Raw genomic sequence first — 24,508 nt, forward strand, 5'->3', positions numbered from 1 at the left:
TTGAACTTAACACTTCTATTTATAAGTATAAACAAATGTCAAAACCTAACTCTAAACACTTTCAAAAAAAATGATCAACCTATATAATACCCATATCGAAAACTTATCAATTCATAGAGTTGGTAACAAAAGTAGAAATGAGCCAATTTTTTTATCAGAGCAACCTTTTAATTTGAATGATGAAATTGTGCCTTTGATGAAAGAGTTCTTCTTTAAACCGTTTAGAGAAAAAGAAGAAAACTATTTTCAGTTTGCTCATGAAATCGATTTAGATTACAATGACATGTTCAAGTTTGCTACTGAAGTTTTTGATAATCCATCTACTATTCACGAAGTTTCTAAAAAAATAACAAATCATTTATTTGAGCAATCCAATCATCCACACATCAAAAACGGTGAAGTATATGTCACGTACTTAACTAACTTGAGTATTGACAATAATGTGGTTGATGCTATTGGGATTTTTAAGAGTGAAATTCAAGCTGACTTTTTACAATTTGAAGAAAAAGCAACTCACTTAGAAATGATTTTGCAACAAGGTGTAAGTTTAAATAAATTAGACAAAGGTTGTTTGATCTTTAATTACAAGAAAGAAGAAGGATATAAAATTCTTACTGTAGATAGCAACCGTTATGATGCTCGATATTGGTTAGAGCATTTCCTTTCTGTTGATGCATTTGAAGACGAAAATTTTATCACAAAAAAATATTTAAAGTTCTGTCAAAACTTTGCTAAAGATGTAGTTTTTCCTGCGGAAGATAAAAAAGAAGAGGTTATGTTCATGAACCGTTCTGTGAATTACTTTGCCAAAAATGATGAGTTTGAAGAAACTGCGTTTTTAAATGAAGTACTAGACAATCCAGACTTAATTCCGGAATTTAAAAATTATAAAATAGATAAAGGAGAAAAATATAGCATAGAAGATGTCACTTCTTTCCCAATAGCAAATGCAGCTGTTTCTGATGCGCGTAAGTCAATCAAAAACGTAATTAATTTAGACACGCATATCCAAATTAAAATGGATTTTATTAATCCTGAGAGTGCTGAGAAATATGTTGAAAAAGGTTGGGATGAAGAAAAACAAATGTACTATTACTTAGTTTACTTTAATAAAGAACAAAAATCGTAAGGTTTATAATTAAAATAGAGAATCCCTAATTACAAAAGTAATTGGGGATTTTTTTTTAAGTGTAATTATAAAATAGTGTACAAACAGAATCCATTATATTAAAACAGTCATTCTTTTAGTATTATTCGTAAATTTACATTTATACCATTAAAATAAAATGAAAGATCATTTTTTCACAGAAAGCCCCTTCAAAACACTTATTTCCTTTCATAAACTCATTGAGAGTTTAGAGGAGATTGCCGTTTCTGATGTAGATTATCGCGCTAATTATGCTAAAGCTTTATTAAAAGAAATTGAGCCATTTCCAGAATTTAGATCCGGAATTGAAAACTTAGATTTAATTTATAAAAACGAAAAGTTAATACAAAACTTATTAGCAGATTTGTTTCCAACGGCTTTGACCCATAATGAAATTAAGGCCGTAACTATTCCTTTTCAGAATTTTAGTTTTAACTATACAGAACGCTTAAAAAAAATAGTAAAAGAAGCAGGTGTATCTTTTGATATGTCGATCAGTAATCTCAATGAACATCAGTTTTACATCATGAACTGCACCTTGATTTTAAATGAACATTATGGGCAGAAAATTGATTATAATAATCCTTTGTTTTATGACATTCCAAATCAAAATGGAATAATGAATCAATATCGGATTTTATATAACGCCGATTTTATTGAAATAACACCAACCGCTGCAGTAAAAAAATTGACACAAGATGAAATCGATTTATTAATTGATAATTATGATAACATTGCACTCTGGAAAGAGAAATTTCCTGTAAATAGCTGGATTTTAAAAGGTTTTGGAATTGCTATATTATTTGATGCTACCATAGAAAGTGCCATTTCTAAATTAAAAAGCAATTTATTAAAACCAGAAATGGAGCAAATATCACTTCAAAATAATTTTGAATCTATTTTTCGCTCTATTTTTAAAAATTCTAATTTAAGAATCGGTTTGGTTATCTACGATACCGAAGAAAATAAATTTATAAACACCAGTTTTAACGAAGATGGAAGTTCTGGAAGTTTTATACTGTCTGCAGATAAAGAATTAAATTGTGAAAATGAATTATTAGGTTGCTCTTTTGAAAAATTATTAGAAACAAAGAAACCTTTATGCATTTCTAATGTCGAAAAATTTGCTTTGATTCCAGGAAATGAAAAACTAGGAAATCATTTATTAGATCAAAATATTCAGAGCTGTATATTTGCACCTATTATAAACAACAATACCATTTTGGGTATAATTGAGTTGGTTTCTTCCAATAAAAGAGAATTAAACAGTCTAAATGCGAGAAAATTAGATTTAATCATACCGTACTTGATAGATACGGCAGAGCGCCACAATTTAGACAAACAACATCAAATTGACGCCATTATTCAGAGAGAATATACTGCTATTCATCCGAGTGTTTATTGGAAATTTAGACGGGAAGCTTCAAAATACTTTGAAACAAACCGTCAAAACAAAGACTATATTTTTAAAGAAATAGTTTTCAAAGAAGTGTATCCTTTGTATGGACAGATAGACATTCAGAGTTCCTCTGAGCATAGAAATCAAACGGTAAAGGAAGACTTAATAAATCAGGTAAGTACACTAATAAAAATTCTTGACCACAGAGAATCACACTCTAGCTTGGTCGTATTAGAACAACGTAAATTTGAATTAAAATCATTTTTAAACCAACTTCAATTCCCCTTAAAAGCGGATACGGAACAGCAAATTCAGCTTTATATTGAAAATGAAATTCACCCCATTCTAAACAATAGAGAAAGTGGTTTTACAAAAGAAATTTCTGTTATCAATTATTTTGAAAGTTTAGATAAGAAATCAGGAATGTTCTATCATTCAAGAAAGAAATTTGACAATGCAGTTTCTATAATTAACAAAAAACTTGCTTCACTACTAGACGAAAAACAAGCAGAAGCACAACTTATTTTCCCTCATTATTACGAAAGATTTAAAACCGACGGAATAGAACATAATATTTATATCGGATCGTCTATTGCTCCATCAAAGACTTTTGACATTCTATACCTTCATAATTTAAGGCTTTGGCAGTTGCAAATAGTATGTGAAATGGAAATGATGCACCATCAACTTAAAAACTCCTTACCTTATGAATTGGAGGTAGCTTCATTGATATTAGTTTTTAGCTCGTCGATTTCAATTCGATTTAGGATGGACGAAAAGCGATTTGATGTTGACGGAACCTATAATGCGCGTTATGAAGTTGTAAAAAAACGGATCGACAAAGCCAATATTAAAGGAACAAAAGAGAGAATTACAGCAAAAGAAAAAATCACGATCGTGTATTCTCATAGCAATGAAGAAACCGAATATTTAAATTATATTAAATTTTTACAGTTCAAAAATATTTTAGAACCTACTATTGAACAGTTTGAAGTAGAAGAATTGCAAGGCGTATCTGGTTTGAAAGCCATACGTGTTAAAGTTCGAAATGATAATGAAATGCTGACTTTAAAAAAATATTCCTATCAAGATTTATTAAATGAATTAAACTAAGCTCCAATTGACATAAAAGCGATTACAAATGAAATAACAGACAATACAATTCCTATCATAAAAAAATTATAGGTGATTCTTAATAAACGGTATTTTCTTTCGAGAACCAGTCCCAAAAAATATAAATCCTTAATCATAGAATTGTATAAGTAATCTTTATCTTTCATCATTTCATTCATCGCCCACTGATACTCGTCTAAAGGCATTTTGTAAAAATTACCAAAGAACAATAAATTTACTTTTTTATTTTCAATATCTTGTCTTGTAAAAACGCCGTTAGTTACTTTAGGTCTTGTAGAAAGTATAGCAAAAATGATAGTAATTACACTTGATAGCAACATTATAAAAGTAGGAATCAATAAATGTGCATTACTTGGGCTATCTAATTTTGGGATTAAAGTAGAAAGAGCAATCGAGATAATAATGGCATTTACAGATAACAAAATATTAGCTTTACTATCTGCAATTCCGCTTAATGTGGTGTGATTGTTTAAAGTAATTCGAAACAAAGTATCAACAGCTCTATCTGGTTTTTCGTCTTTTTGTTTTTTCTTTGATTCTTTGGTGGTATTTAATTCCATTTTGGATTTATTTTTTTGAAGTATTTTTATCGTATTTTCTTTAGAGGGCTGCCAATTTTTTATGGCATATTCGGTATAATACTGATGTTTATTGGTTAAAAAATCAATGTTTTCTTTTGTCCATTCTGCATCAGAAAGTTTTGATTTGTTTGTATTTTCTAATTCCCTTCGCAAAGCATTACAAGTAAAAGTATAGTGATTTGTTGATAAGTGGAAATAATCAGCATCGGCAATTACTTTCTCTAAAAAGTTTTGAGGCACAAAACCAAAAGTAGTAGCTTTTATCAAACTAGACACTTTTTCTATAAAGTCACCTGACATTCCATTATTTAACAGGAACTCAGTAACAATCTTTACACTAAAATCTTCGTGATTCTCGAAACCATTTACATATCCTGCATCATGAAACCAAGCGGCTACGAGTAAAGCTTGTTTGTCATCGAAATCTAAATTTGTTTGCTCAATAATTTGTTTAACTGCATTAACAACATCATGCGTATGATTTATATTGTGATAGGTATATGAAGCAGAAAGATTATCTTTGAATAATTTCTCAATAAATTTTTCTGCCTGTTCTATTAGGTTCATAGACTAATTTTTATATTACTAAATTATGAAATTATTTTCGGATAACTATTTTATTACTTTCAATAAAGCGATTTACACCTGCCTTATTTCGCTACTCCTTTTGCAATCGTGCGCTACGAAACACGAACAATATGGTAAAAACATTAAAAATCCGATTCCAATAAGTACTATTGACACATCAAAAGTAACACATACTTTCTATTTAGTAGGCGATGCTGGAAATTTGAGTAAAGAAACAACACAAAAAAAGCTGGGTACGTTATCGAATCGATTGCAAAAGGCAGATAAAAACACCACTTTATTATTTCTAGGCGATAACATATACCCTAAAGGATTACCTAGCGCCGAAAGTACAAATGAAAGATTGGTTGCTGAAAGTAAACTAAACAGTCAATTAGAATTGTCAAAAAAATTCAAAGGACAAACTATTTTTATTCCTGGAAATCACGATTGGTACAGTGGCATAAAAGGACTAGAACGCCAAGCTAAGTTTGTAACAGAATATCTCAATGATAAAAAATCTTTTCTTCCAAGAAAAGGTTGTGGTATTGATGATGTGACTATAAATGAAAATTTAGTTTTAATAACCATTGACAGTCAGTGGTTCTTAGAAGACTGGGACAAAATACCCACTATAAATGACGATTGTACTATAAAAACTAGAGAAGCTTTTTTTACTGAACTTGAAGATTTACTCAATAAAAACAAAGAAAAAACAGTCCTTTTAGCCTTACATCATCCCTTGATGAGTAACGGAACACATGGTGGACAGTTTTCTGTTGAAAAACAACTTTTCCCTTTAGAACAAAAAATTCCGCTTCCCGTGATTGGTTCTGTTATTAATTTCATCCGAAAAACTTCAGGTATAAGTCCGCAAGACATTCAAAACAAATTCTATTTTCAGTTTGTTCAAAGAGTCAAAACACTATTACAAAGTCAAGATAATGTTATAGTAGTATCTGGTCATGATCACAATTTACAATATATAGATAACGATAATATTAAACAAATTATTAGCGGAGCTGGATCAAAATCGGAAGCAGCAAAAGCTATATATCCCAATGATTTTACTTATGGAAAAAACGGATATGCTGCACTTAAATTTTTTGATAACGGTATTGCAAAAGTTTACTTTTATGGTCAAGAAAATGGAAAAGAAAAATTACTTTTTGAACAAATAGTTTTAAATCAAAAAGACGATTACAATACCGCAATATTCCCAAAATCTTTTCCTAAAAAAACCACAGCAAAAATCTACACTGCAGAGCAAACTCAGAAATCAAAATTTTACAAATTCCTGTTTGGTAAACACTACAGAGCTTACTATAGTCTTCCAATAGAAGCTACAACAGTTACAATTGACACTCTTTTTGGAGGATTAAAACCCAAACGTTCCGGAGGAGGACATCAATCTAATTCTTTACAGTTGGTTGATAAAAATAACAAAGAATATGTAATGCGTGCTTTAAAGAAAAGCACCTCACGTTTTATACAATCTGTTGCTTTTAAAAATCAGTTTATTCAAGATCAATTTGACGGAACATTTGCTGAAAGTTTATTGTCTGACTTTTATACTACAGCACATCCTTATACCCCGTTTGCAGTTGGTAATTTAGCCGAAAAAATTGGCGTTTCTCACACCAACCCACAATTATATTATATTCCAAAGCATCATGCTTTAGGCACTTTTAATGCCAATTTTGGAAATGAGTTGTATATGGTTGAAGAGCGTCCTACAAATAGTCAAATCTCGGTAAAAAGTTTTGGGAATCCTGAAGCAATTTTAAGTACAGAAGATGTTCTAAAAAATTTACAGAAGGACGAAAAATATACTATAGATGAAGACGCGTACATAAGAGCTCGACTTTTTGATATCCTTATAGGAGATTGGGACAGACATGATGATCAATGGCGTTGGGGAGCTTATACTGTAGATCAAAAAATAGTTTACAAGCCTATTCCAAGAGATCGCGATCAAGCTTTTACAAAATATGATGGTACGTTACTTTCTTTGTTAATGAAAAGTGTGCCTTTACGACACATGCAATCCTTTAAGGACGAAATTAAAAATGTCAAAATAATGAACCGCGAGCCTTATCCATTAGATTTAGCTGTGTTAAAAAAAGCAAGCAAAAATGACTGGATTAAACAAGCGAAATACATTGAAGACAACCTATCTGATAACGCTATAGATGCTGCCTTTACTACCTTACCAATCGCAGTTCAAGATCAGACTATAACTGATATAAAACGCAAATTAAAATTACGAAAAAAAGATTTAGAACGCGCCGCAAAGGAATATTATCAGGTATTACAACATACTGTTTTAATTGTAGGAACTAATAAAAAAGATAAGTTCGTCATTAACAACATCGAAAAAAACAAACTGGAGATTCAAGTTTTTAGATTAAAAAACGAAAAAGAGGAACTACAATATGTTAGAAATTTTGATGCTGCAGAAACAAAAAAAATATGGATTTATGGCTTAGATGATGATGATGTTTTTGAAGTAAAGGGAAAATCAAAATCAGGAATTAAGATTCGATTAATAGGGGGACAAAACCAAGATTCGTATCTTGTTGAGAATGGAAAAAAAATAAAAATACATGATTTCAAATCAAAAGAGAACACTTATTCCTTAGATCACAAGACAAAAAAATTATTATCAGATGACTACGAAACTAGTTTATATGATTACAAAAAACCGAAATATAATTTCTTCTCGTTGCTTCCAAACATCGGGTATAATCCAGACGATGGTATAAAATTGGGTATTATTACGGGTTTCAAAGTAAATGATTTCAAACAAAATCCATACACTCAGAAACATAGTTTAAAAACTAATTTTTATTTTGCTACAAAGGGATTTGAGGTTTTTTACACCGCTAATTTTCCTAAATTATTTGGGTCGTGGGATTTGGATGTGGAAAGTCAATATACTAGCCCAAATTTTACAGTCAATTATTTTGGCTATGGTAATGATACGGAAAATAATGAGGAGGCTTTTGGTAAGGATTACAATCGTGTTCGCTTAAAAATGCTAAATGTATTACCGTCTATAAAAAAAGTAGGGAAACAAGGAAGTACTGTTCTCTTACAAACTAGTTTTGAAAGAATAACTGTTGAAAAAACTGTTAGTCGATTTATAGAGATAGCTCCAAACATAAATCCAACTGTTTTTGATAATCAATTATTTGCTGGAGCCAATTTAAAATACAGTTTCGAAAATTACGATTTTCCGGCTTATCCCTCAATGGGAATGGGTCTTTCTTTGACTGCTGGTTGGAAAGTAAATTTGGAGGATACAAAAAGAAATTTCCCAACCGTAGAAGGTAAACTTAATTTTAATCATAAAATAGATGCAAACGGAAAATTAATATTAGCCACAATTCTGAAAGGGAAAACGGTGCTTAATAACAATTTCGAGTTTTACCAAGGGGCAAATTTAGGAGGAGATTACGATTTAAGAGGTTTTAGAAACCAGCGCTTTCTAGGAAACAAATCTTTTTATCAAAGTAGTGATATTCGATGGAACATCGGAAAAATTAAAAGAAATGTTATACCAATGTCTTTTGGAATTCTAGGTGGTTACGACTACGGACGAGTTTGGCAAAAAGGTGAAAATTCAGAAAAATGGCATCAATCTTTTGGAGGAGGATTATGGATTAATGGTCTAAATACACTAACGGCACGATTAACTTATTTTAAAAGTATTGGTGATGAGGAAGCCCGAATTGGATTTGGTTTAGGATTTGGATTTTAATTTTTTCAGACTAATTTCATATACGTTTCCAAAAGCATTTTTAGTACGTTCATCAGCTATAAATAAACGATCATTATCCTTGAAGCAAACTGATTCTTTTTGAGAAAAGTGGTTGAGTTCGAGTGTTGTTTTTTGTCCATTTAAAAAATCATCATTTTTAAAATTTTCAAATAGAAATAACTTATCATGTGTTAATACTACTACTTTAGTTTCATCTGGACTTATTGCAGCACTTGTAATAGCGCAACCGTTGTAAGTCCCGCAAGTATTGAATTTACCCATTAAAACAGCTTGATGAAATCCTGCTTTATTGGGAACCTTGTATAAAAATGAGGTACCGTCAAAACCTTTACTTCTATTTTTTGTGAAAAGATAAAAGTGATTTCTAAACTCAAAAAAACCTTCAACATCATAAAAAAGTTGGGATTTTTTGGGCGGAAAACTTTTTTGCTCAGGATAAGCAAATGAGATTTTGTAACTTGGTTTTACGTTTTGGGACTGTAAATCTTTTTTTTCTATTTTATAAATACTCAAGTCTTTTCTAACATTATCATTATTGCCAAAATCTCCAATATAAAGATTGCCCTGATTATCTTTTGTCAAATCTTCCCAATCAATATTTTCAGTGTTGTCGATAGTAATCGTTCTTTCTATTTTACCTTTGGTATTTAAACCATAAATAGCATTTGCATTACCATGATCTTCAACGGCCCAAAGTAAATTGCTATTTGAAGCATAAATAATTCCAGAGACCTCTTTTAGTTTTTTAGGTAATTGATACAATATTGGCAAAGAAGTCATCTTTTGTTGACAAGCTAATAGCACAAAAACAGCAATTAATAACGAACCTTTTTTCATAAGATAATTAATTAGAACTTATATAACATCAATTCAATTTAAATTCTATTTTTTAAGACAGCACTACTTTTATAATTCCTAACAATAAATTCGAAAGCAGCATTCATGATATTTCCCATTGATTTTGCTTTTTTGAAATTCAAATCATTAGTATAGCGATAAAGTTCCATTTTTAATTGTTCTAAATGGGATTCGGGTGCCAAAACATCTTCGCCCATTATTTGAAGCAAAATCTTTATACGATTTTCAGCAGATAGAATTCTTTTGGCAAGAACAGAGCGCTCTTCGTCTTTATATTGCTCAATAGAGCTGTTTTGAAGTTTTTCTTTGACTAATTTAACCATTGGATAATTCTCTTTGAAAAACTGAGGACGATAGACTTTAAAATTCCCTTCATAACACTGCTGATCAAAATCTATAGCCCGTATTTTATAAACTACATGATCAAAATCATGTGTAGGAACGATTACATAATTATAAGAACGCATGTCGCCTAATAAGCGTATCATACAACGTTCGTTGAACTTTACAAACTCTTTAGCAATTTGTGCTTTTTCGGTTGCAGTACAATCGGCAAGTAATGTTTTTATAAATACATCGCCAGGAATTCCCATAATATGTTCCTCTATCAAAGTGTCTTGATAAACTAAAAAATTAATTTTATCTGGAGAGAGAATGTGTTCTAATTCCAGTCCATAAACGCGAGAAGCATCAGCTTTTTTGATATAAAAATGGGTATAATTATCATTGAGAATGTTTCTAACTTTTATTCTAAATGGTTTCGAATTTCCAAAAGTGCAATAATCAATAGAGTCTACATTAAGAAACTTGATAATACCTAAATTTCCATCGGAGTGTAAAAGGGAATAGATTTTTTTTAGATTTAAATCGATTTCTTGTCTTTCATATTCATTGTAATACACTCTAATCCATAAGGTATCTTGATCGTTTTTATCATAAACAGTTACAGAGCCTGAAAAACGCAATAAATCATCATAAAAAATAGAAACTTTAGAGATGCGATCAAACCGTTCCAGATACTCCAAAAGAGAATCATTTATAGGATAAGAAGGTTTTTTAAAAAGCATTATTGGCTCACTCATTAGAAAAATATTTACTACAAAATTACAATAAAATAGAGAGGTAAAGAAGAATTATAAAGGACTATAGCAATAAAGAATGTAGAATAGAAAAGTAATAAAAATCTTGATTCTTAAATGGATGAATGATTTAATAATAAAAAAATAAAATATAAATTATTTCCTATAATTTTCTTAGTAGTCAAAATAGTTTAAACAAGGGACACAATTTGATAAATTTCATAAAATTAACCCTTTATAAGTGAAATTTATAAAAAAATAAAACAGATAGATAAATATATACTTTATATTTGATAACCCAAATTAGCTATATTTTAGAACCTACTATGTCAGATAAACTCGAACTTTATTTTAAAGCAGCACAGTCCGCCAAGATTGGTATTTGGAAAATGAATTTGCAAAACAACCACATCTATTGGGATTCTGTGACCAAATGTATTCTGGAAGTTCCGGATGAGTACGAACCTGTTAATGGCAATGGTATTAGTTTTTATACTGAGGGAGAAAATAGAGAAAGAATTAAAAGCCGTATTTTTAGTGCTATTTATGAAGGTATCTCCTTTAATGATAAATTCCAGATTACAACTGCCAAAAATAATATTAAATACATAGAATGCATTTGTATAGTAGAAAGTATTGATGGAAGACCTACTAACTTATTAGGTACCTTTCAGGATATTACAAATGAGCAAAATTTAATAAATGAACTTGAACTTAACGTACAAAAATTTTCTTCAATTTTTTCAAGTGCGAATGACGCCATATTTATTATTGACACTTCAAACGGAATTATAACTGATTGTAATACGAGATCAACCGCACTTACAGGATATGAAATTTCAGAATTAAAAGGCTTACACAATTCGGAATTATTCCCCGAAGAGTTCAAAAAAGAAGTCCGCTTTTTTTTAAAGTATAATTTGCATCGAAATGAATACACGGTTGATGAAACTTATATTAAAACAAAATCAGGCCATTCTTTGCCTGTAGAGATAGCATCGGGGAAAAAATTTCAAGTAGATAATATAACTTACTTAGTCTGCTTTATAAGAGATATTAGTGAAAGAAAGAATGCAGAAAACAAACTAAATCTACTTTCTCTAGCTGCATCTGAAACTACCGATACAATTGTAATTGCTGATGATAAAGGAATTGCTGTTTGGGCCAATAAAGCCTATTTAGAACTAACGGGCTTAACCATGGAAGAAGTTTTGGGGAATAAAGTAGGGTACTTATCTAAAGGTCCAGAAACAGACCCTCATGCTTCTATGCTGATGCGTAAAGCAATTTTGAATAAAGAGAGTATAAAAATAACGATTCTCAATTACCGCAAAAACAACGAAAAATATTGGTTTGAATTAAATATTACTACTGCATTTGACAACAAAAACAACTTAGTCAATTTTATTGGTGTCGGTCGAAATGTAACGTCTAGAATTGAAAAAGAGTTAGAATTAAAAGCTCTTTTAGAAGTAACCAGCAATCAAAATAATAAATTATATAATTTTACCCATATCGTTTCTCACAATATTCGCTCTCATACTAGCAACTTATCAATGGTTGTAGATGTAATTGAAAACACAACAGATATAGAAGAAAAAATTTCCTATTTTGACTTATTTAAAGAAGGAACGGAAAAGTTATCTGAAACCATCGAATATTTAAATGAAATTATAACTATTCAGCAAAAAACTAACATAGAAAAAAAACAAGTTTATCTAAAAGCTGAAATAGAAAAAACAAAAAAAGCATTACGATTAGTCATAAAAGATAGTAAAATAACAATAACCGATACAATTCCAGAAGACTTAACGGTTAACGTAATCCCTGCTTATCTTGACAGTATTTTACTTAATTTATTTACAAATGCAATAAAATACAAATCATCTAATCGAAATTCAACCTTAGAAATAGGATATGAAATTATTAATGAATACATTGTCATACACTTCAAAGACAATGGGTTAGGTTTAGATTTAATCAGAAACGGTCATAAACTTTTTGGTATGTACAAAACCTTTCATGGCAATGAAGATGCCAAAGGAATTGGTTTGTTTATTACAAAAAATCAATTAGAAGCCATGAATGGTAAAATAGAAGTCGAAAGTAAAGTAGATGAAGGATCTAATTTTAAAATTTATTTAAATGAAAAATAAATTGACTTATATTATAGACGATGATAAACTGACTGTCAAATTAATGAGTATTCTAATTTCTAAAAATGAATTTTGTGAGGAAATAAAATCTTTTTATAATGCACAGTTAGCATTAGAACAATTAAAACACAATTCTGATAATCACAATATTTTACCTGATGCGATACTTTTAGATCTCAATATGCCATTAATGGATGGATGGCAATTTCTTGATGAATTTATTAATTTATCGATTACAAAAAACATTTCAATTTTTATAATGACCTCTTCAATCGATCCCGCTGATATAGAAAAAGCAAAGAAATATAATGTGGTTAAAAACTATATTGAAAAACCAATTACATCAAAAAAACTTGATACACTTTGCAGACTAATTAGCGACATAAATAAACCTAATTAATACAAAATAGAGGTTAAATCTGTTGTATTTAAAGAAATATAAAACGGATGACATTTAATCAACAAGATGTTAGAAAATTGTAGGATTTTGCTTTTTTTATTTAAGAAACATATTTATTTATTCTATTCTTTTAATATATCATAAAAACAGATTTATGGTATATTTGTGGTATTATGAGATCACTAAAAAATGTATTATTCTTTATTTTCTTTTGCTATTTTTTTAATACAGCTACAGCGCAATACATTGTAGTTGACAACACATTGAATGCCCAACAACTTGTTGAAAATGTTTTAGTTAAAAGTGCCTGCGTAACTATTACTAATTCAAAGGCAAGTGGAGATGATTTTTCAGGAAGCAACACAAGCTACTCTTACTTTAATGCAGGTAGTAGTAATTTCCCTTTTCAAGAAGGCGTTGTTTTAAGTACCTGGAGCAGCACAAACTCTGTTGGTCCATTTATCCGAAATAGTGGTGGTGGTTCAGAAAATTGGAAAGGAGATACTGATTTAGAACAAGCATTAAATTTGAGCAATACATTTAATTCAACTGTTTTAGAATTCGATTTTCTACCTCTAACAAATTTTGTCAGTTTTAACTATATTTTTGCTTCAAATGAATACCAAGATTATTTTCCTTGTCAATTCTCTGATGGATTTGCTTTTTTAATAAAAGAAAAAGGAACTGCAGATCCTTATATAAACATAGCAGTGTTACCCAATACTACAACTCCCGTTTCTTCTGCTAATGTTCATCCCCAAATTCCATCTTTTAATGGTTCGAATGGTGTTATAAGAGGTTGTAATGCTAAAAATGAAAATTATTTCAATGGATACAATACAGATTCTAGTCCCATAAATTACAGTGCACAAACCAAAGTATTAAATGCTCAAAGTCCTGTGATTGCCGGCAAAACGTACCACATAAAATTAGTAATTGCGGATCATTTAAATGTAGATTATGATTCAGCTGTTTTTATAGAAGCTGGTAGTTTTTCTCCTAAAATAGATTTAGGTTTAGAACAAACTGTTTGTTTTGGAGAAAAGTCAGTTATCGATACTGGACTAAACAACAGTTCTTATACTTATAAATGGTTTAAAAGCGGTACCGAATTACCCGAAACAAACGCAAGTATTACTGTAGAAAGCCCTGGAGAATATACTGTAAAAGTTGTAATTGCAGGAAGTTGCGAAGCAGAGGGTAATGTTATTATTAAGTACACAAGCCCTATCACAACTCAACTTGCGCAATGTGGGGATGATAGTGGGAATGCGCTATTTGATTTAACCCAATTGAATACTACCGTTAATGGAGGAAATACAGACTCTGTAAACTATTACGAAACTTTGGCAGACTTAATCAATAAGAATCCAATTATAATAAACCCATCAAACTATAGTGCTGCATCCAAAACAATTTATGCTAAAGTAAGCAACACTTCCTCAGGATGTGAGAAATCTGCTGAGATACAACTTCAAGTTTTAAGGACTTCAAGTCCGGTACAAACAATTAATTTATGTGATGGCAATGTTACTCAAAATAGCTTTCGTTTATTTGACTTTAGAAAAGAAATCAGTCCGCAAATTCTACCTAAGGTTGTGGCACCAAATGCAATTCAAGGATATTATTTAAACGAAAATGACGCCATTCTAAAAACCAATATTCTCGCTAATAATTACGCTACTACAACCAATCCACAAAACATTTTTGTTCGTATTGAAAATGGATTAGACTGTTATGGTATCTATGAAATAGAGTTAAAAATAGTTCCTTATACTACAATTGTTCCGTCTATAATTACTGGAACTGAAATCAGTGATTTTTCTGGAGATACTAATTCTGTTTTAATACAAACCAATAAAACGGGTCCAATAGAATACTCGCTAGATGGCATGCAATTTCAGAAAGAACCAATCTTTAGAAATGTAAAAACTGGAATTTATACCGCATATGTTAGAGAAACTTTTAGCTGCAGTCTCTCTACAATGCTGATTTATGTGCTTGATTATCCTCGTTTTTTTACGCCAAACGGCGACGGAATTAATGATTCATGGAGGATTAAGAACTTAAATTTATTTCCCAATGCAACAATAAGCATCTTTAATCGATACGGAAAGCTATTAAAGCAAATGAGTTCAAATAACTTAGGATGGGACGGGACTTTTAATAATGTACAACTACCTTCCGATGATTATTGGTTTAATATTGATTTTAAGAATGGAAAAATCATAAAAGGAAATTTTTCGTTAAAAAGATAAGAGTTATTTTCTTATTTTTAGCAAATGAGAAAAACATTACTTATCCTTTTTATTTTTATATCAATTAGTTGCCTAGCGCAATTCAGTAAATCTCATTACATACCACCATTAACTAGCGCTGAAGGTTTAGAAGGAGATCAATACATCTATATCTCAACACCAAGTCTTGTAAAAGTAAATTTTGAAATTAAAGAAATTGGAGGAAATACAATTAAAGGAACTGTTTCTAATAATTCTCCCTATATTTATAGTATTGGGCAAGGAATTAATACACAGTTGTTTGTTGACAAAAATCAAATTGGAAAAACGAGTAATAAAGGATATATAATTGAATCCGAAGATTTAATTTATGTAAGTGTAAGAGTTAATTCAGCTCGGAACCAAAATGGATCTTATAATCATGCAGGAGGACTCGTTTCTAAAGGAAATAGCGCTTTGGGCAAAACCTTTAGATTGGGCGCAATGCTAAACCCAATTTTTGACAGTACATTACTTAACTTCGCTTCGATATTATCGACAGAAAATGACACCAAAATCACTATTTCTAATATTCCAAACGGAACCCAACTTGCTAACGGCACATTAATTACTGGCCCGATAAACATTACTTTAAATAAAAACGAAAGTTATGTTTTAGCCTTGCAGAATACTGACGGCAACACGCCATCAAACAGCTCGAAAATGATTGGCGCCTTGGTTGTGTCTGACAAAGATATTGTTGTTAATTCAGGCTCTTTTGGAGGAAGCAACAGTTCAACAGTAGATAATAGAGGTAATATATCTGGTAGAGATATAGGATTTGATCAAATTGTTTCGTTAGAAAAAACAGGTAAAGAATACATTTTTGTAAAAGGAAATGGATCTGATGATATCGAACGCGTTTTGTTAGTAGCTCATCAAAATACTATTGTTTATCTAAATGGATCAACTGATCCTATCACCCTTAATGCCGGAAATTATATAGCAATTGACGGATCGAGTTTTAGTAATGGTAATTTATATGTTACTTCCTCTCAAAATATTTTTGCTTACCAAAGTATAGGCGGAACAAATGCTGCAGCAAACCAAAATCTATTTTTTGTTCCGCCTATAAAATGTACTACTCCTAATACGGTCAACAATATTCCATTTATAGAATCTATTGGTAACATAAAATTTAACGGAGGTTTAAATATAGTTACAGAAGCTGGAGCAATCGTAACTATAAACGAACAACCTATAGGAGTTCTGCCTACACCAATTAGTGGAAATCCCAATTTTGTTAGCTACACAAAAAATAATTTATCTGGAAATATAACGGTAAAATCTACTAAGCAAGTCTATGTTTCTTACTTTGGTACCAACGGAGCTGCTACATACGGAGGCTATTATTCTGGATTTGACACTAAACCAGAAGTAGTTACAGAAAGAGTTTCTATTACCAATTCGAAATGCATACCCAATATAATTCTAAAAATAAGCTCTCTTTCCTCCTACGATAGTTTTCAATGGTATAAAAATGACAGTCCTATTCTTGGAGAAATATCAAATTCTTTTACTCCGACTGAACCAGGATATTATCAAGTACAAGGAACGATATCTGGATGTCCGAATACATTCCCAATATTTTCTGATAAAATACCTGTTAGCAACTGCCCTACAGATATGGACAATGATGGTACAAATGACAATGTAGATATTGACAATGATAATGATGGAATTACAAATTGTACAGAATCGTATGGAGATCTTTCAATTAACCTTTCCAACTTAGAAAGCGGAAGCATTTCTAAAGAAAACTATAATAATTCTTTTTCTGGCGTCATATCAACTTCAATCCTTGCAGTTTCTAATCCTTTGACAGGAAAAAGCAATGGAGTTTTCACATCCGAAATTCCAACAGGAAAGGACAATAGTGTTGGTTATGTAATGAATTTTGCTAAACCAATTTCTATAGCTTTAGAATATGTAAATACTGCAAATACAGCGGATCTACTAAATTCTAATGCAGAATTTATAATAAAAGCACCTATCGACAAAACAATAACGATTCTTAATCCGGACAATCAGTTGTTAATAGACACTAACTATGATGGAATTTTTGAAAGTGAAGTAAAAGAATACTCCTCTTTTGAAATTCGTTTTCGATTGAACAGCACAGTTCCTTTAGCTGCAGGAACCGGAACTTTTAGCTTGCGATCGTATTTGACCGATTCATTAACTTTCATTCACAAGAACTTATCCGATACTTCAAATAATAAAGCTACTTTTCAAATTAAAGCTACTTGTTTACCAAAGGATTCAGATGGGGATGGAATTCCAGATCAACTTGATTTAGACAGCGATAACGATGGAATACCTGATACTATTGAAGCTCAAATAGACAATGCAGTTGCGTTCTCCAATATTGACACGAACAAAAATGGTTTAGACGATGCTTTCGAACCCGGTTTTTTTCCTGTAGATACTGATAATGATGGAGTTCCCGATTATCTAGATGTAGATAGCGACAATGACGGAATATACGATTCTATTGAAACAGGAAGTTTGGGCACTGATACTGATAATGATGGCATCAAAAATTACCGTGATTTAGATAGTGACGGCGATTTGTGTTTTGATGTCATAGAAGCTGGTTTTTTAGATCCCAATTTTGATGGACTATTAGGTAACAATCCTGTAGTAGTAGATGTAAAAGGAAAAGTAATTAGTGCAACAGCATACACCGCTCCAAACAGCAATTACATTATTGCCGCTCCAATAATTATAACTATTCAACCACAACCACAAATTATTTGTGAGCTACAAAACACAACAATATCTATTACTGATAATCTTGGAAATACCTACCAATGGCAAATTTCTATGGATGGAGTAAATTGGACGGATATAACAAACAATGTTACTTATTCTGGGGTTACTACAAATACTCTTTCCTTAACAAGCGTAAAAAGCGCAATGAATGGCTATAAATACCGCGTAAAGCTAAATAAAATAGGTAATAGTTGTGGATTAATTTCAAATGAAATTGCACTTCAAACTTATGCACTACCCATTGTCAATAACATTAACCTAGTACAATGTGACGATGATTTTGATGGGATTACCACTTTTAATCTTACAATAAAAAACAATGAAATTACAAATAACGCAACTGCACAAACCTTTACTTTTTACAAAACTTTAGTAGGTGCAAATACACAAGATGCTTTACAATTAATTGCAAATCCTTTAGCTTTCACAAATGAAATTCCTTTTAATCAATCCGTTTGGGCAAGAGTTACTAATAGCAATGGTTGCTTTAGCGTAGCACAAATTGACTTAAAAATTTCAGCAACAGCAATTCAATCTTCTTTCGAAAGGATATTTGAAACTTGTGATGATTTTGTTGATTCTACAAATGATGACACTGACGGAATCGCAACATTTAATTTCAGCACTGTCACAGATGATATAAAAAATATACTTCCGGTTGGCAATTATACTATTACCTATTACCAAAATCAAGCAGATGCTTTATCCCAATTAAATAAAATTACAAATTACACCAATTACAGAAACACAAGTAGCCCAATAACACAACAAATTTGGGTTCGAGTAGACAGTGATTTAAACAATACTTGTTTTGGGATAAAACCTTGTATAACGCTAAAAGTCAATCCAACACCCAATATAAATCTGAATAAAGACCACAGTCAAGATCAATTAATTTGCTCTAATATCCCTACTTTATTTGTAACCTTAGATGCCGGAATTTTAGATAATTCACTGACTTCTAATTATACTTACGTATGGACAAAAAACAATGTCGTTTTAAACGGAGAAACCAATCCTACCCTAGCAGTAAATACCGAAGGAAATTATACAGTTGAAGTTAGCTCTGGATTAGGATGTAGCAGAATCAGAAGTATAAAAGTCAGTCCGTCAGACATCGCTACATTAACTAATATTAAAATATCAGATATAACTGACGATAACACAATTATAGTAAATACAAAAGGACCTGGAAAATACGAATACAGTTTAGATGGTCCCACTGGCCCTTTTCAAACATCGAATACTTTTACCAATGTGCCGCCAGGAATTCATGATATCTACGTAAACGATGCAAATGGATGTGGAACAATTAGTAAAACCATAGCAGTACTTGGTATACCAAAATATTTCACTCCTAATAATGATCACTACAATGATTACTGGCAGGTAAAAGGAATAAACACTTCCTTTAATGCCAATACAACAATATATATATTTGATCGCTACGGAAAATTACTTAAGCAATTAATTGCCACAAGTGAAGGTTGGGATGGCACTTTCAACGGAATTCAGTTGCCGTCTGATGATTATTGGTACACTATAAAATTAGAAGATGGTAGAGAATTAAAAGGACATTTTAGTTTAAAAAGATAATAAAGAATTATAGGACGTGCCACCACAAAAAAAAAGGGCCAAACGCATCATAGTGATGAGTTGGCCCTTTTTGTTTGTGCTGTCGGGCTATCCACGCTACTTCGGTAGCTTGTTTCTATCCCTCACGCAAGTAAAGTGATACAAACGCTACGTAAAATTCTAAAACAGTTAAGAAATATCAACAAACAAAAAACCCATTCAAATAAATGAATGGGTTTTTTAATATGATAAAAGATAAATTAGATTTTAAATCTTTTTCTATCAGTTTCAGTCAAGTAAATTTTTCTCAAACGAATAGATTTCGGAGTAACCTCAACATATTCATCTTTTTGAATGTACTCTAAAGCTTCTTCTAAAGAGAAAATGATTGGAGGAATAATTCTCGCTTTTTCATCATTTCCAGAAGAACGTACGTTAGATTGTTTTTTCTCTTTAGTTACGTTTACACACATATCATCTCCACGAGAGTTTTCTCCAATTACCTGACCTTCATAGATCTCAGCATTTGGCTCAACGAAGAATTTACCACGATCCTGTAATTTATCAATAGAATAAGGAATAGCTTTTCCTTTTTCCATAGAAATTAATGAACCTTTGTTACGTCCAGAAATTTCTCCTTTGTAAGGCTCGTATCCTATGAAACGGTGTGCCATAATAGCCTCACCAGCAGTAGCAGTAAGTAATTGATTACGCAATCCGATAATTCCACGAGATGGAATATTGAATTTTACAATCATACGCTCGCCTTTAGTTTCCATGCTTAACATTTCACCTTTACGCATCGTAACGAATTCAACTGCTCTACCTGAAAGATTTTCTGGTAAATCGATAGTTAATTCCTCTATTGGCTCACATTTTTTACCATCAATTTCTTTGATGATAACTTGTGGTTGACCGATTTGTAATTCATAACCTTCTCTTCTCATTGTTTCAATAAGAACAGATAAGTGAAGTACTCCACGACCAAAAACCATGAACTTATCAGCAGAATCAGTTTCACCCATTTTCATGGCTAAATTTTTCTCTAATTCTTTTGTTAATCTTTCACGAATATGACGAGAAGTTACAAATTTACCTTCTTTACCAAAGAAAGGTGAGTCATTAATAGTGAACAACATACTCATTGTTGGTTCGTCAATAGCAATAGATGCTAATCCTTCAGGGTTTTCATAATCAGCGATTGTATCACCAATTTCAAATCCTTCAACACCAATAATAGCACAAATATCTCCAGCAATTACTTCTTGAACTTTTTTACGTCCTAGACCTTCAAAAGTATGTAATTCTTTAATTTTTGATTTTGTTACAGTACCATCTCTTTTCACTAATGAAATTGGCATTCCTTCTTTCAAAACTCCTCTTTCCAAACGACCAATAGCGATACGACCTGTAAAAGCAGAGAAATCTAGAGAGGTAATTAACATTTGTGGAGTTCCTTCTGATACTTTTGGAGCAGGAACATTTGCAATAACCATATCCAATAATGGCTCAATGTTTTCAGTTTGAACTTTCCAGTCATCAGACATCCAGTTATTTTTAGCTGAACCGTAAACTGTTGGGAAATCCAATTGTTCTTCAGTAGCACCTAATTCAAACATTAAGTCAAAAACTTTCTCATGAACTTCTTCAGGAGTACAGTTTTCTTTATCTACTTTATTAATAACTACGCAAGGTTTTAAACCAAGGTCTAAAGCTTTTTGCAATACAAAACGCGTTTGTGGCATTGGCCCCTCAAATGCATCCACCAAAAGACAAACTCCATCAGCCATATTTAATACACGCTCTACCTCACCACCAAAATCGGCGTGACCAGGAGTATCAATAATGTTGATTTTTGTTCCTTTATACTGAACAGAAACATTCTTTGAAGTAATTGTAATACCTCTTTCGCGCTCTAAATCGTTGTTGTCAAGGATTAAGTCTCCTGTGTTTTCATTGTCACGAAACAATTGACAGTGATACATAATTTTATCAACCACTGTAGTTTTACCGTGATCGACGTGGGCAATAATTGCAATATTTCTTATAGATTCCATCTGTGTTTTTTAATGGGCGCAAATGTACAATTTTTTTTTAAATAAATAACATTTCCGTAATAGTTTCCATACGCTTAACCTATTACACCTAAAAAAGCACCCTAAAAAACTTAAAAAAATAAGTTCTAAATGATGTTTAAAAAGTTGATAATATTTATTTATATTTGAGTAATGAAAAGCAAAACCAACCAAGTAATCCTAGTTTACATCGTAATTTCGATGTTTGCTGTTATTATGAGTCATAAACTACTGCAGCACTTCCTATCTGATGATAAAAGCAACAATTATAATTTTATCAAAGAAATTCTTTTTATACTATTTACGGGAGGAATTTTCAAACTTATCCTCGCCAAAAATGATCAAAGAAACATTGCTGTTTTTAAAAAGCTAAAAAAAACCAATGAAAAAATAAAGGAGAGTAACGAAAAATACAATATCGTTGCAAAAGCAACTAGTGATACAATTTGGGATTGGAAAATACAGGACAATAGCTTTTCATGGAATAAAGGCATAGAAAGCATGTTTGGTTACACTCAAGAAGAAGTAATTAACAGTTCTGATTGGTGGTTTGACAAGATTCACCCAGAAGACAGTATAAAAATGTCTGTTAAACTTTATTCATTTTTAGAACAAAAAACTAAAAATTGGCAGGATCAATATCGTTTTAGATGTGCGGACAACTCTTATAAATATGTTTTAGATAGAGGTTTTTTATTAAAAGACAATCAAGGTAAAGCTACAAGAATGATTGGAGCAATACAAGACATTACTAAACAAAAGGAAGAAGAGCAAAGATTAAGACTACTAGAAACCGTCATCACACAATCTAAAGATTCTATTGTTATCATAGAACCAAATCCTAATGAGATTGGAGTTTCAAAAATAATATATACCAATCCCGCTTTCTCTATCATGTCTGGTTATAAAAAAGAAGAGGTATTAGGAAAAACTACAGCTATTTTTAAAGAAATGTATTCTGATCAAAACGAATACGACAAATTGATTGATGCGCTTAAAGAAAAACAGGAATGCATAATAGAGACAATAACCTATAAGAAAAACAAAGAGAAATACTGGATTAGATTTACTATGATTCCTATTTATAATTCAGAAAAGATTCTCACTCATTGGATATCGATACAAAGAGATGTATCCGAAGAAAAAAACAACGAAAAAGAAAAAGAACAATTAATTAGAGAATTAACACAGAACAATAAAGATTTAAAGCAGTTTTCATACATCACCTCCCACAATTTAAGAGCTCCTTTATCAAACCTAATTGGTCTTTTAAACTTGATCGAAGATATTCCGATTGAAAATCAAGAGTTAAATGAAATCTTAATGGGTTTTAATAAATCTACTCACCTATTAAACGATACTATAAACGATTTAGTAAAAGTTATCATTATTAAAGACAAACCGTCTATTCAAAAAGAAGAAGTACTGCTTAAAGAAGTGTTTGAAAACGTGTTCAGCCAGTTGAATTTCCAAATAGAATTACATAAGCCGACTATAAAATTGGATTTTGAAAAAGCAAACACAATTCACGCCAATAAAGCCTATATTGAAAGTATTTTATTAAACTTGATGACCAATTCGATTAAATACAAATCTGAAAATAGAAAATTAAAAATAGCCATTACCTCAAATCAAATCGACAATACAGTTATTTTAACATTCAAAGACAACGGCATAGGAATAGATTTAGTGCGCAATAGAGCTAAAGTATTTGGCTTATATCAGCGCTTTCACAATTATCCTGACAGCAAAGGACTTGGATTATACCTTGCAAAATCACAAGTAGAAACTATGGGAGGAACAATAGATATCGAAAGCGAAGTTAATATAGGAACTACATTCACATTAACATTTAAAAACAAAGAATAATGCTAGATCAAATCCTATGCATTGATGACGATCCAATAACACTGATGCTTTGCAAAAAAGTAATCAGTAAAGCTTTGTTTTCTAAAGACACCATCGCTTTGAAAAACGGAGAAGAGGCAATAAACTACTTTAGAGATCTTAGAGATAACAAAGAGAAAAATGCATCAATTTTAAAACCGCAACTTATTTTTTTAGATTTAAACATGCCCGTTATGGGTGGTTGGGAATTTCTAGACTATTTTACAAAGGAAGAATTTGCAGAATTTAATACCATAAAAGTTATCATTCTCTCCTCTACAATTGATCCAGATGATTTAGAAAAGTCTAAAACCTATCCAATGGTTATTGATTTTTTACCAAAACCAATTAGTAAATTAATGCTAGAATACTTAAACAATAAATTAGAAAAGTAAGATATATAAAAAAAGCTCTCATAAAATGAGAGCTTTTTTTATATACACAAAATTGTATTAATTACAATTTAGAAACAAGTTTCGTTAATTTAGATTTTAAATTAGAAGCTTTGTTATCATGAATAATATTCTTTTTAGCTAATTTATCAATCATAGAAATTACATTAGATAATTTAGATGTAGCATCTGTTTTATCTGTAGCTATTCTTAGTGCTTTGATAGCATTACGAGTAGTTTTATGTTGGTATCTATTTAATACTCTTCTCTTTTCGTTAGTTCTGATTCTCTTTAGAGCTGATTTATGATTTGCCATTTTATTACTTTTTTTTCTTTTACTAATTTTTTGTAGTCCGTAAGGGAATCGAACCCCTGTTACCAAGACGAAATCTTGGCGTCCTAACCCCTAGACGAACGGACCAT

Annotated in this window: 14 protein-coding genes and 1 tRNA gene; 9 read left to right on the forward strand and 6 right to left on the reverse strand. The window is 31.0% G+C overall.

Features of this window, described 5'->3' with window-relative positions; translation table 11 throughout:
* Positions 1-70 precede the first annotated feature (70 nt).
* Positions 71-1,129: a nucleoid-associated protein gene (locus tag J3S90_RS00610; RefSeq protein WP_188049778.1), complete on the forward strand. Its 1,059-nt coding sequence runs from the start codon at positions 71-73 to the stop codon at positions 1,127-1,129.
* Between the two features lie 157 nt (positions 1,130-1,286).
* Positions 1,287-3,659, forward strand: a complete 2,373-nt coding sequence (locus tag J3S90_RS00615; RefSeq protein ID WP_210644012.1) for a GAF domain-containing protein — start codon at positions 1,287-1,289, stop codon at positions 3,657-3,659.
* Here J3S90_RS00615 and J3S90_RS00620 read toward each other — a convergent pair.
* Positions 3,656-4,828, reverse strand: coding sequence for a Pycsar system effector family protein (locus J3S90_RS00620; protein ID WP_210644014.1), 1,173 nt, complete (start codon positions 4,826-4,828; stop codon positions 3,656-3,658). The two genes, J3S90_RS00615 and J3S90_RS00620, sit on opposite strands and share 4 nt — an antisense overlap.
* A 25-nt stretch (positions 4,829-4,853) precedes the next feature.
* Here J3S90_RS00620 and J3S90_RS00625 point away from each other — a divergent pair, with 25 nt between their 5' ends.
* Positions 4,854-8,591 carry a metallophosphoesterase gene (locus J3S90_RS00625; protein ID WP_210644016.1) on the forward strand — a complete coding sequence of 1,246 codons (3,738 nt, stop codon included), beginning with the start codon at positions 4,854-4,856 and terminating at the stop codon, positions 8,589-8,591.
* Here the strand turns inward: J3S90_RS00625 and J3S90_RS00630 are convergent.
* Both J3S90_RS00630 and J3S90_RS00635 read right to left on the reverse strand, forming a co-directional pair.
* Complete coding sequence (locus J3S90_RS00630) at positions 8,574-9,449, reverse strand: SdiA-regulated/phytase-like domain-containing protein (RefSeq protein WP_210644018.1); 876 nt, start codon at positions 9,447-9,449, stop codon at positions 8,574-8,576. The two genes, J3S90_RS00625 and J3S90_RS00630, sit on opposite strands and share 18 nt — an antisense overlap.
* Before the next feature lie 38 nt (positions 9,450-9,487).
* Entirely contained in the window at positions 9,488-10,552 is a 1,065-nt protein-coding gene (locus J3S90_RS00635) for a hypothetical protein (protein ID WP_188049773.1), read from the reverse strand.
* A gap of 323 nt (positions 10,553-10,875) precedes the next feature.
* Here J3S90_RS00635 and J3S90_RS00640 point away from each other — a divergent pair, with 323 nt between their 5' ends.
* From J3S90_RS00640 to J3S90_RS00655, 4 genes are all read left to right on the forward strand, one after another.
* A complete protein-coding gene (locus J3S90_RS00640; protein WP_210644021.1) occupies positions 10,876-12,705 on the forward strand; it encodes a sensor histidine kinase in 1,830 nt (609 codons plus the stop codon).
* Positions 12,695-13,105 carry a response regulator gene (locus J3S90_RS00645; RefSeq protein ID WP_210644023.1) on the forward strand — a complete coding sequence of 137 codons (411 nt, stop codon included), beginning with the start codon at positions 12,695-12,697 and terminating at the stop codon, positions 13,103-13,105. Before J3S90_RS00640 ends, J3S90_RS00645 begins: the two co-directional genes overlap by 11 nt.
* A gap of 173 nt (positions 13,106-13,278) precedes the next feature.
* A complete protein-coding gene (locus J3S90_RS00650) occupies positions 13,279-15,363 on the forward strand; it encodes a choice-of-anchor L domain-containing protein (protein ID WP_210644024.1) in 2,085 nt (694 codons plus the stop codon).
* A 24-nt stretch (positions 15,364-15,387) separates the two neighbouring features.
* Positions 15,388-19,752 carry a T9SS type B sorting domain-containing protein gene (locus J3S90_RS00655; RefSeq protein ID WP_210644026.1) on the forward strand — a complete coding sequence of 1,455 codons (4,365 nt, stop codon included), beginning with the start codon at positions 15,388-15,390 and terminating at the stop codon, positions 19,750-19,752.
* A 239-nt stretch (positions 19,753-19,991) separates the two neighbouring features.
* On the opposite strand, the gene typA is transcribed toward J3S90_RS00655, so the two are convergent.
* Complete coding sequence (gene typA / locus J3S90_RS00660; protein ID WP_188049768.1) at positions 19,992-21,788, reverse strand: translational GTPase TypA; 1,797 nt, start codon at positions 21,786-21,788, stop codon at positions 19,992-19,994.
* Between the two features lie 171 nt (positions 21,789-21,959).
* Here typA and J3S90_RS00665 point away from each other — a divergent pair, with 171 nt between their 5' ends.
* Together J3S90_RS00665 and J3S90_RS00670 are read left to right on the forward strand one after the other, a co-directional pair.
* Entirely contained in the window at positions 21,960-23,675 is a 1,716-nt protein-coding gene (locus tag J3S90_RS00665) for a PAS domain-containing sensor histidine kinase (RefSeq protein WP_210644029.1), read from the forward strand.
* Positions 23,675-24,088, forward strand: coding sequence for a response regulator (locus J3S90_RS00670; RefSeq protein ID WP_210644031.1), 414 nt, complete (start codon positions 23,675-23,677; stop codon positions 24,086-24,088). Before J3S90_RS00665 ends, J3S90_RS00670 begins: the two co-directional genes overlap by 1 nt.
* A 61-nt stretch (positions 24,089-24,149) precedes the next feature.
* Here the strand turns inward: J3S90_RS00670 and rpsT are convergent, their stop codons facing one another.
* Together rpsT and J3S90_RS00680 are read right to left on the reverse strand one after the other, a co-directional pair.
* Positions 24,150-24,401 (reverse strand): 30S ribosomal protein S20, encoded by a 252-nt coding sequence (gene rpsT / locus J3S90_RS00675; RefSeq protein WP_066078122.1) that lies wholly within the window; start codon positions 24,399-24,401, stop codon positions 24,150-24,152.
* Between the two features lie 33 nt (positions 24,402-24,434).
* A tRNA-Glu gene (locus tag J3S90_RS00680) sits at positions 24,435-24,506 on the reverse strand.
* Positions 24,507-24,508 lie beyond the last annotated feature (2 nt).

Source organism: Flavobacterium flabelliforme (genome assembly GCF_017948675.1).
Classification (GTDB): Bacteria; Bacteroidota; Bacteroidia; order Flavobacteriales; family Flavobacteriaceae; genus Flavobacterium; species Flavobacterium pygoscelis.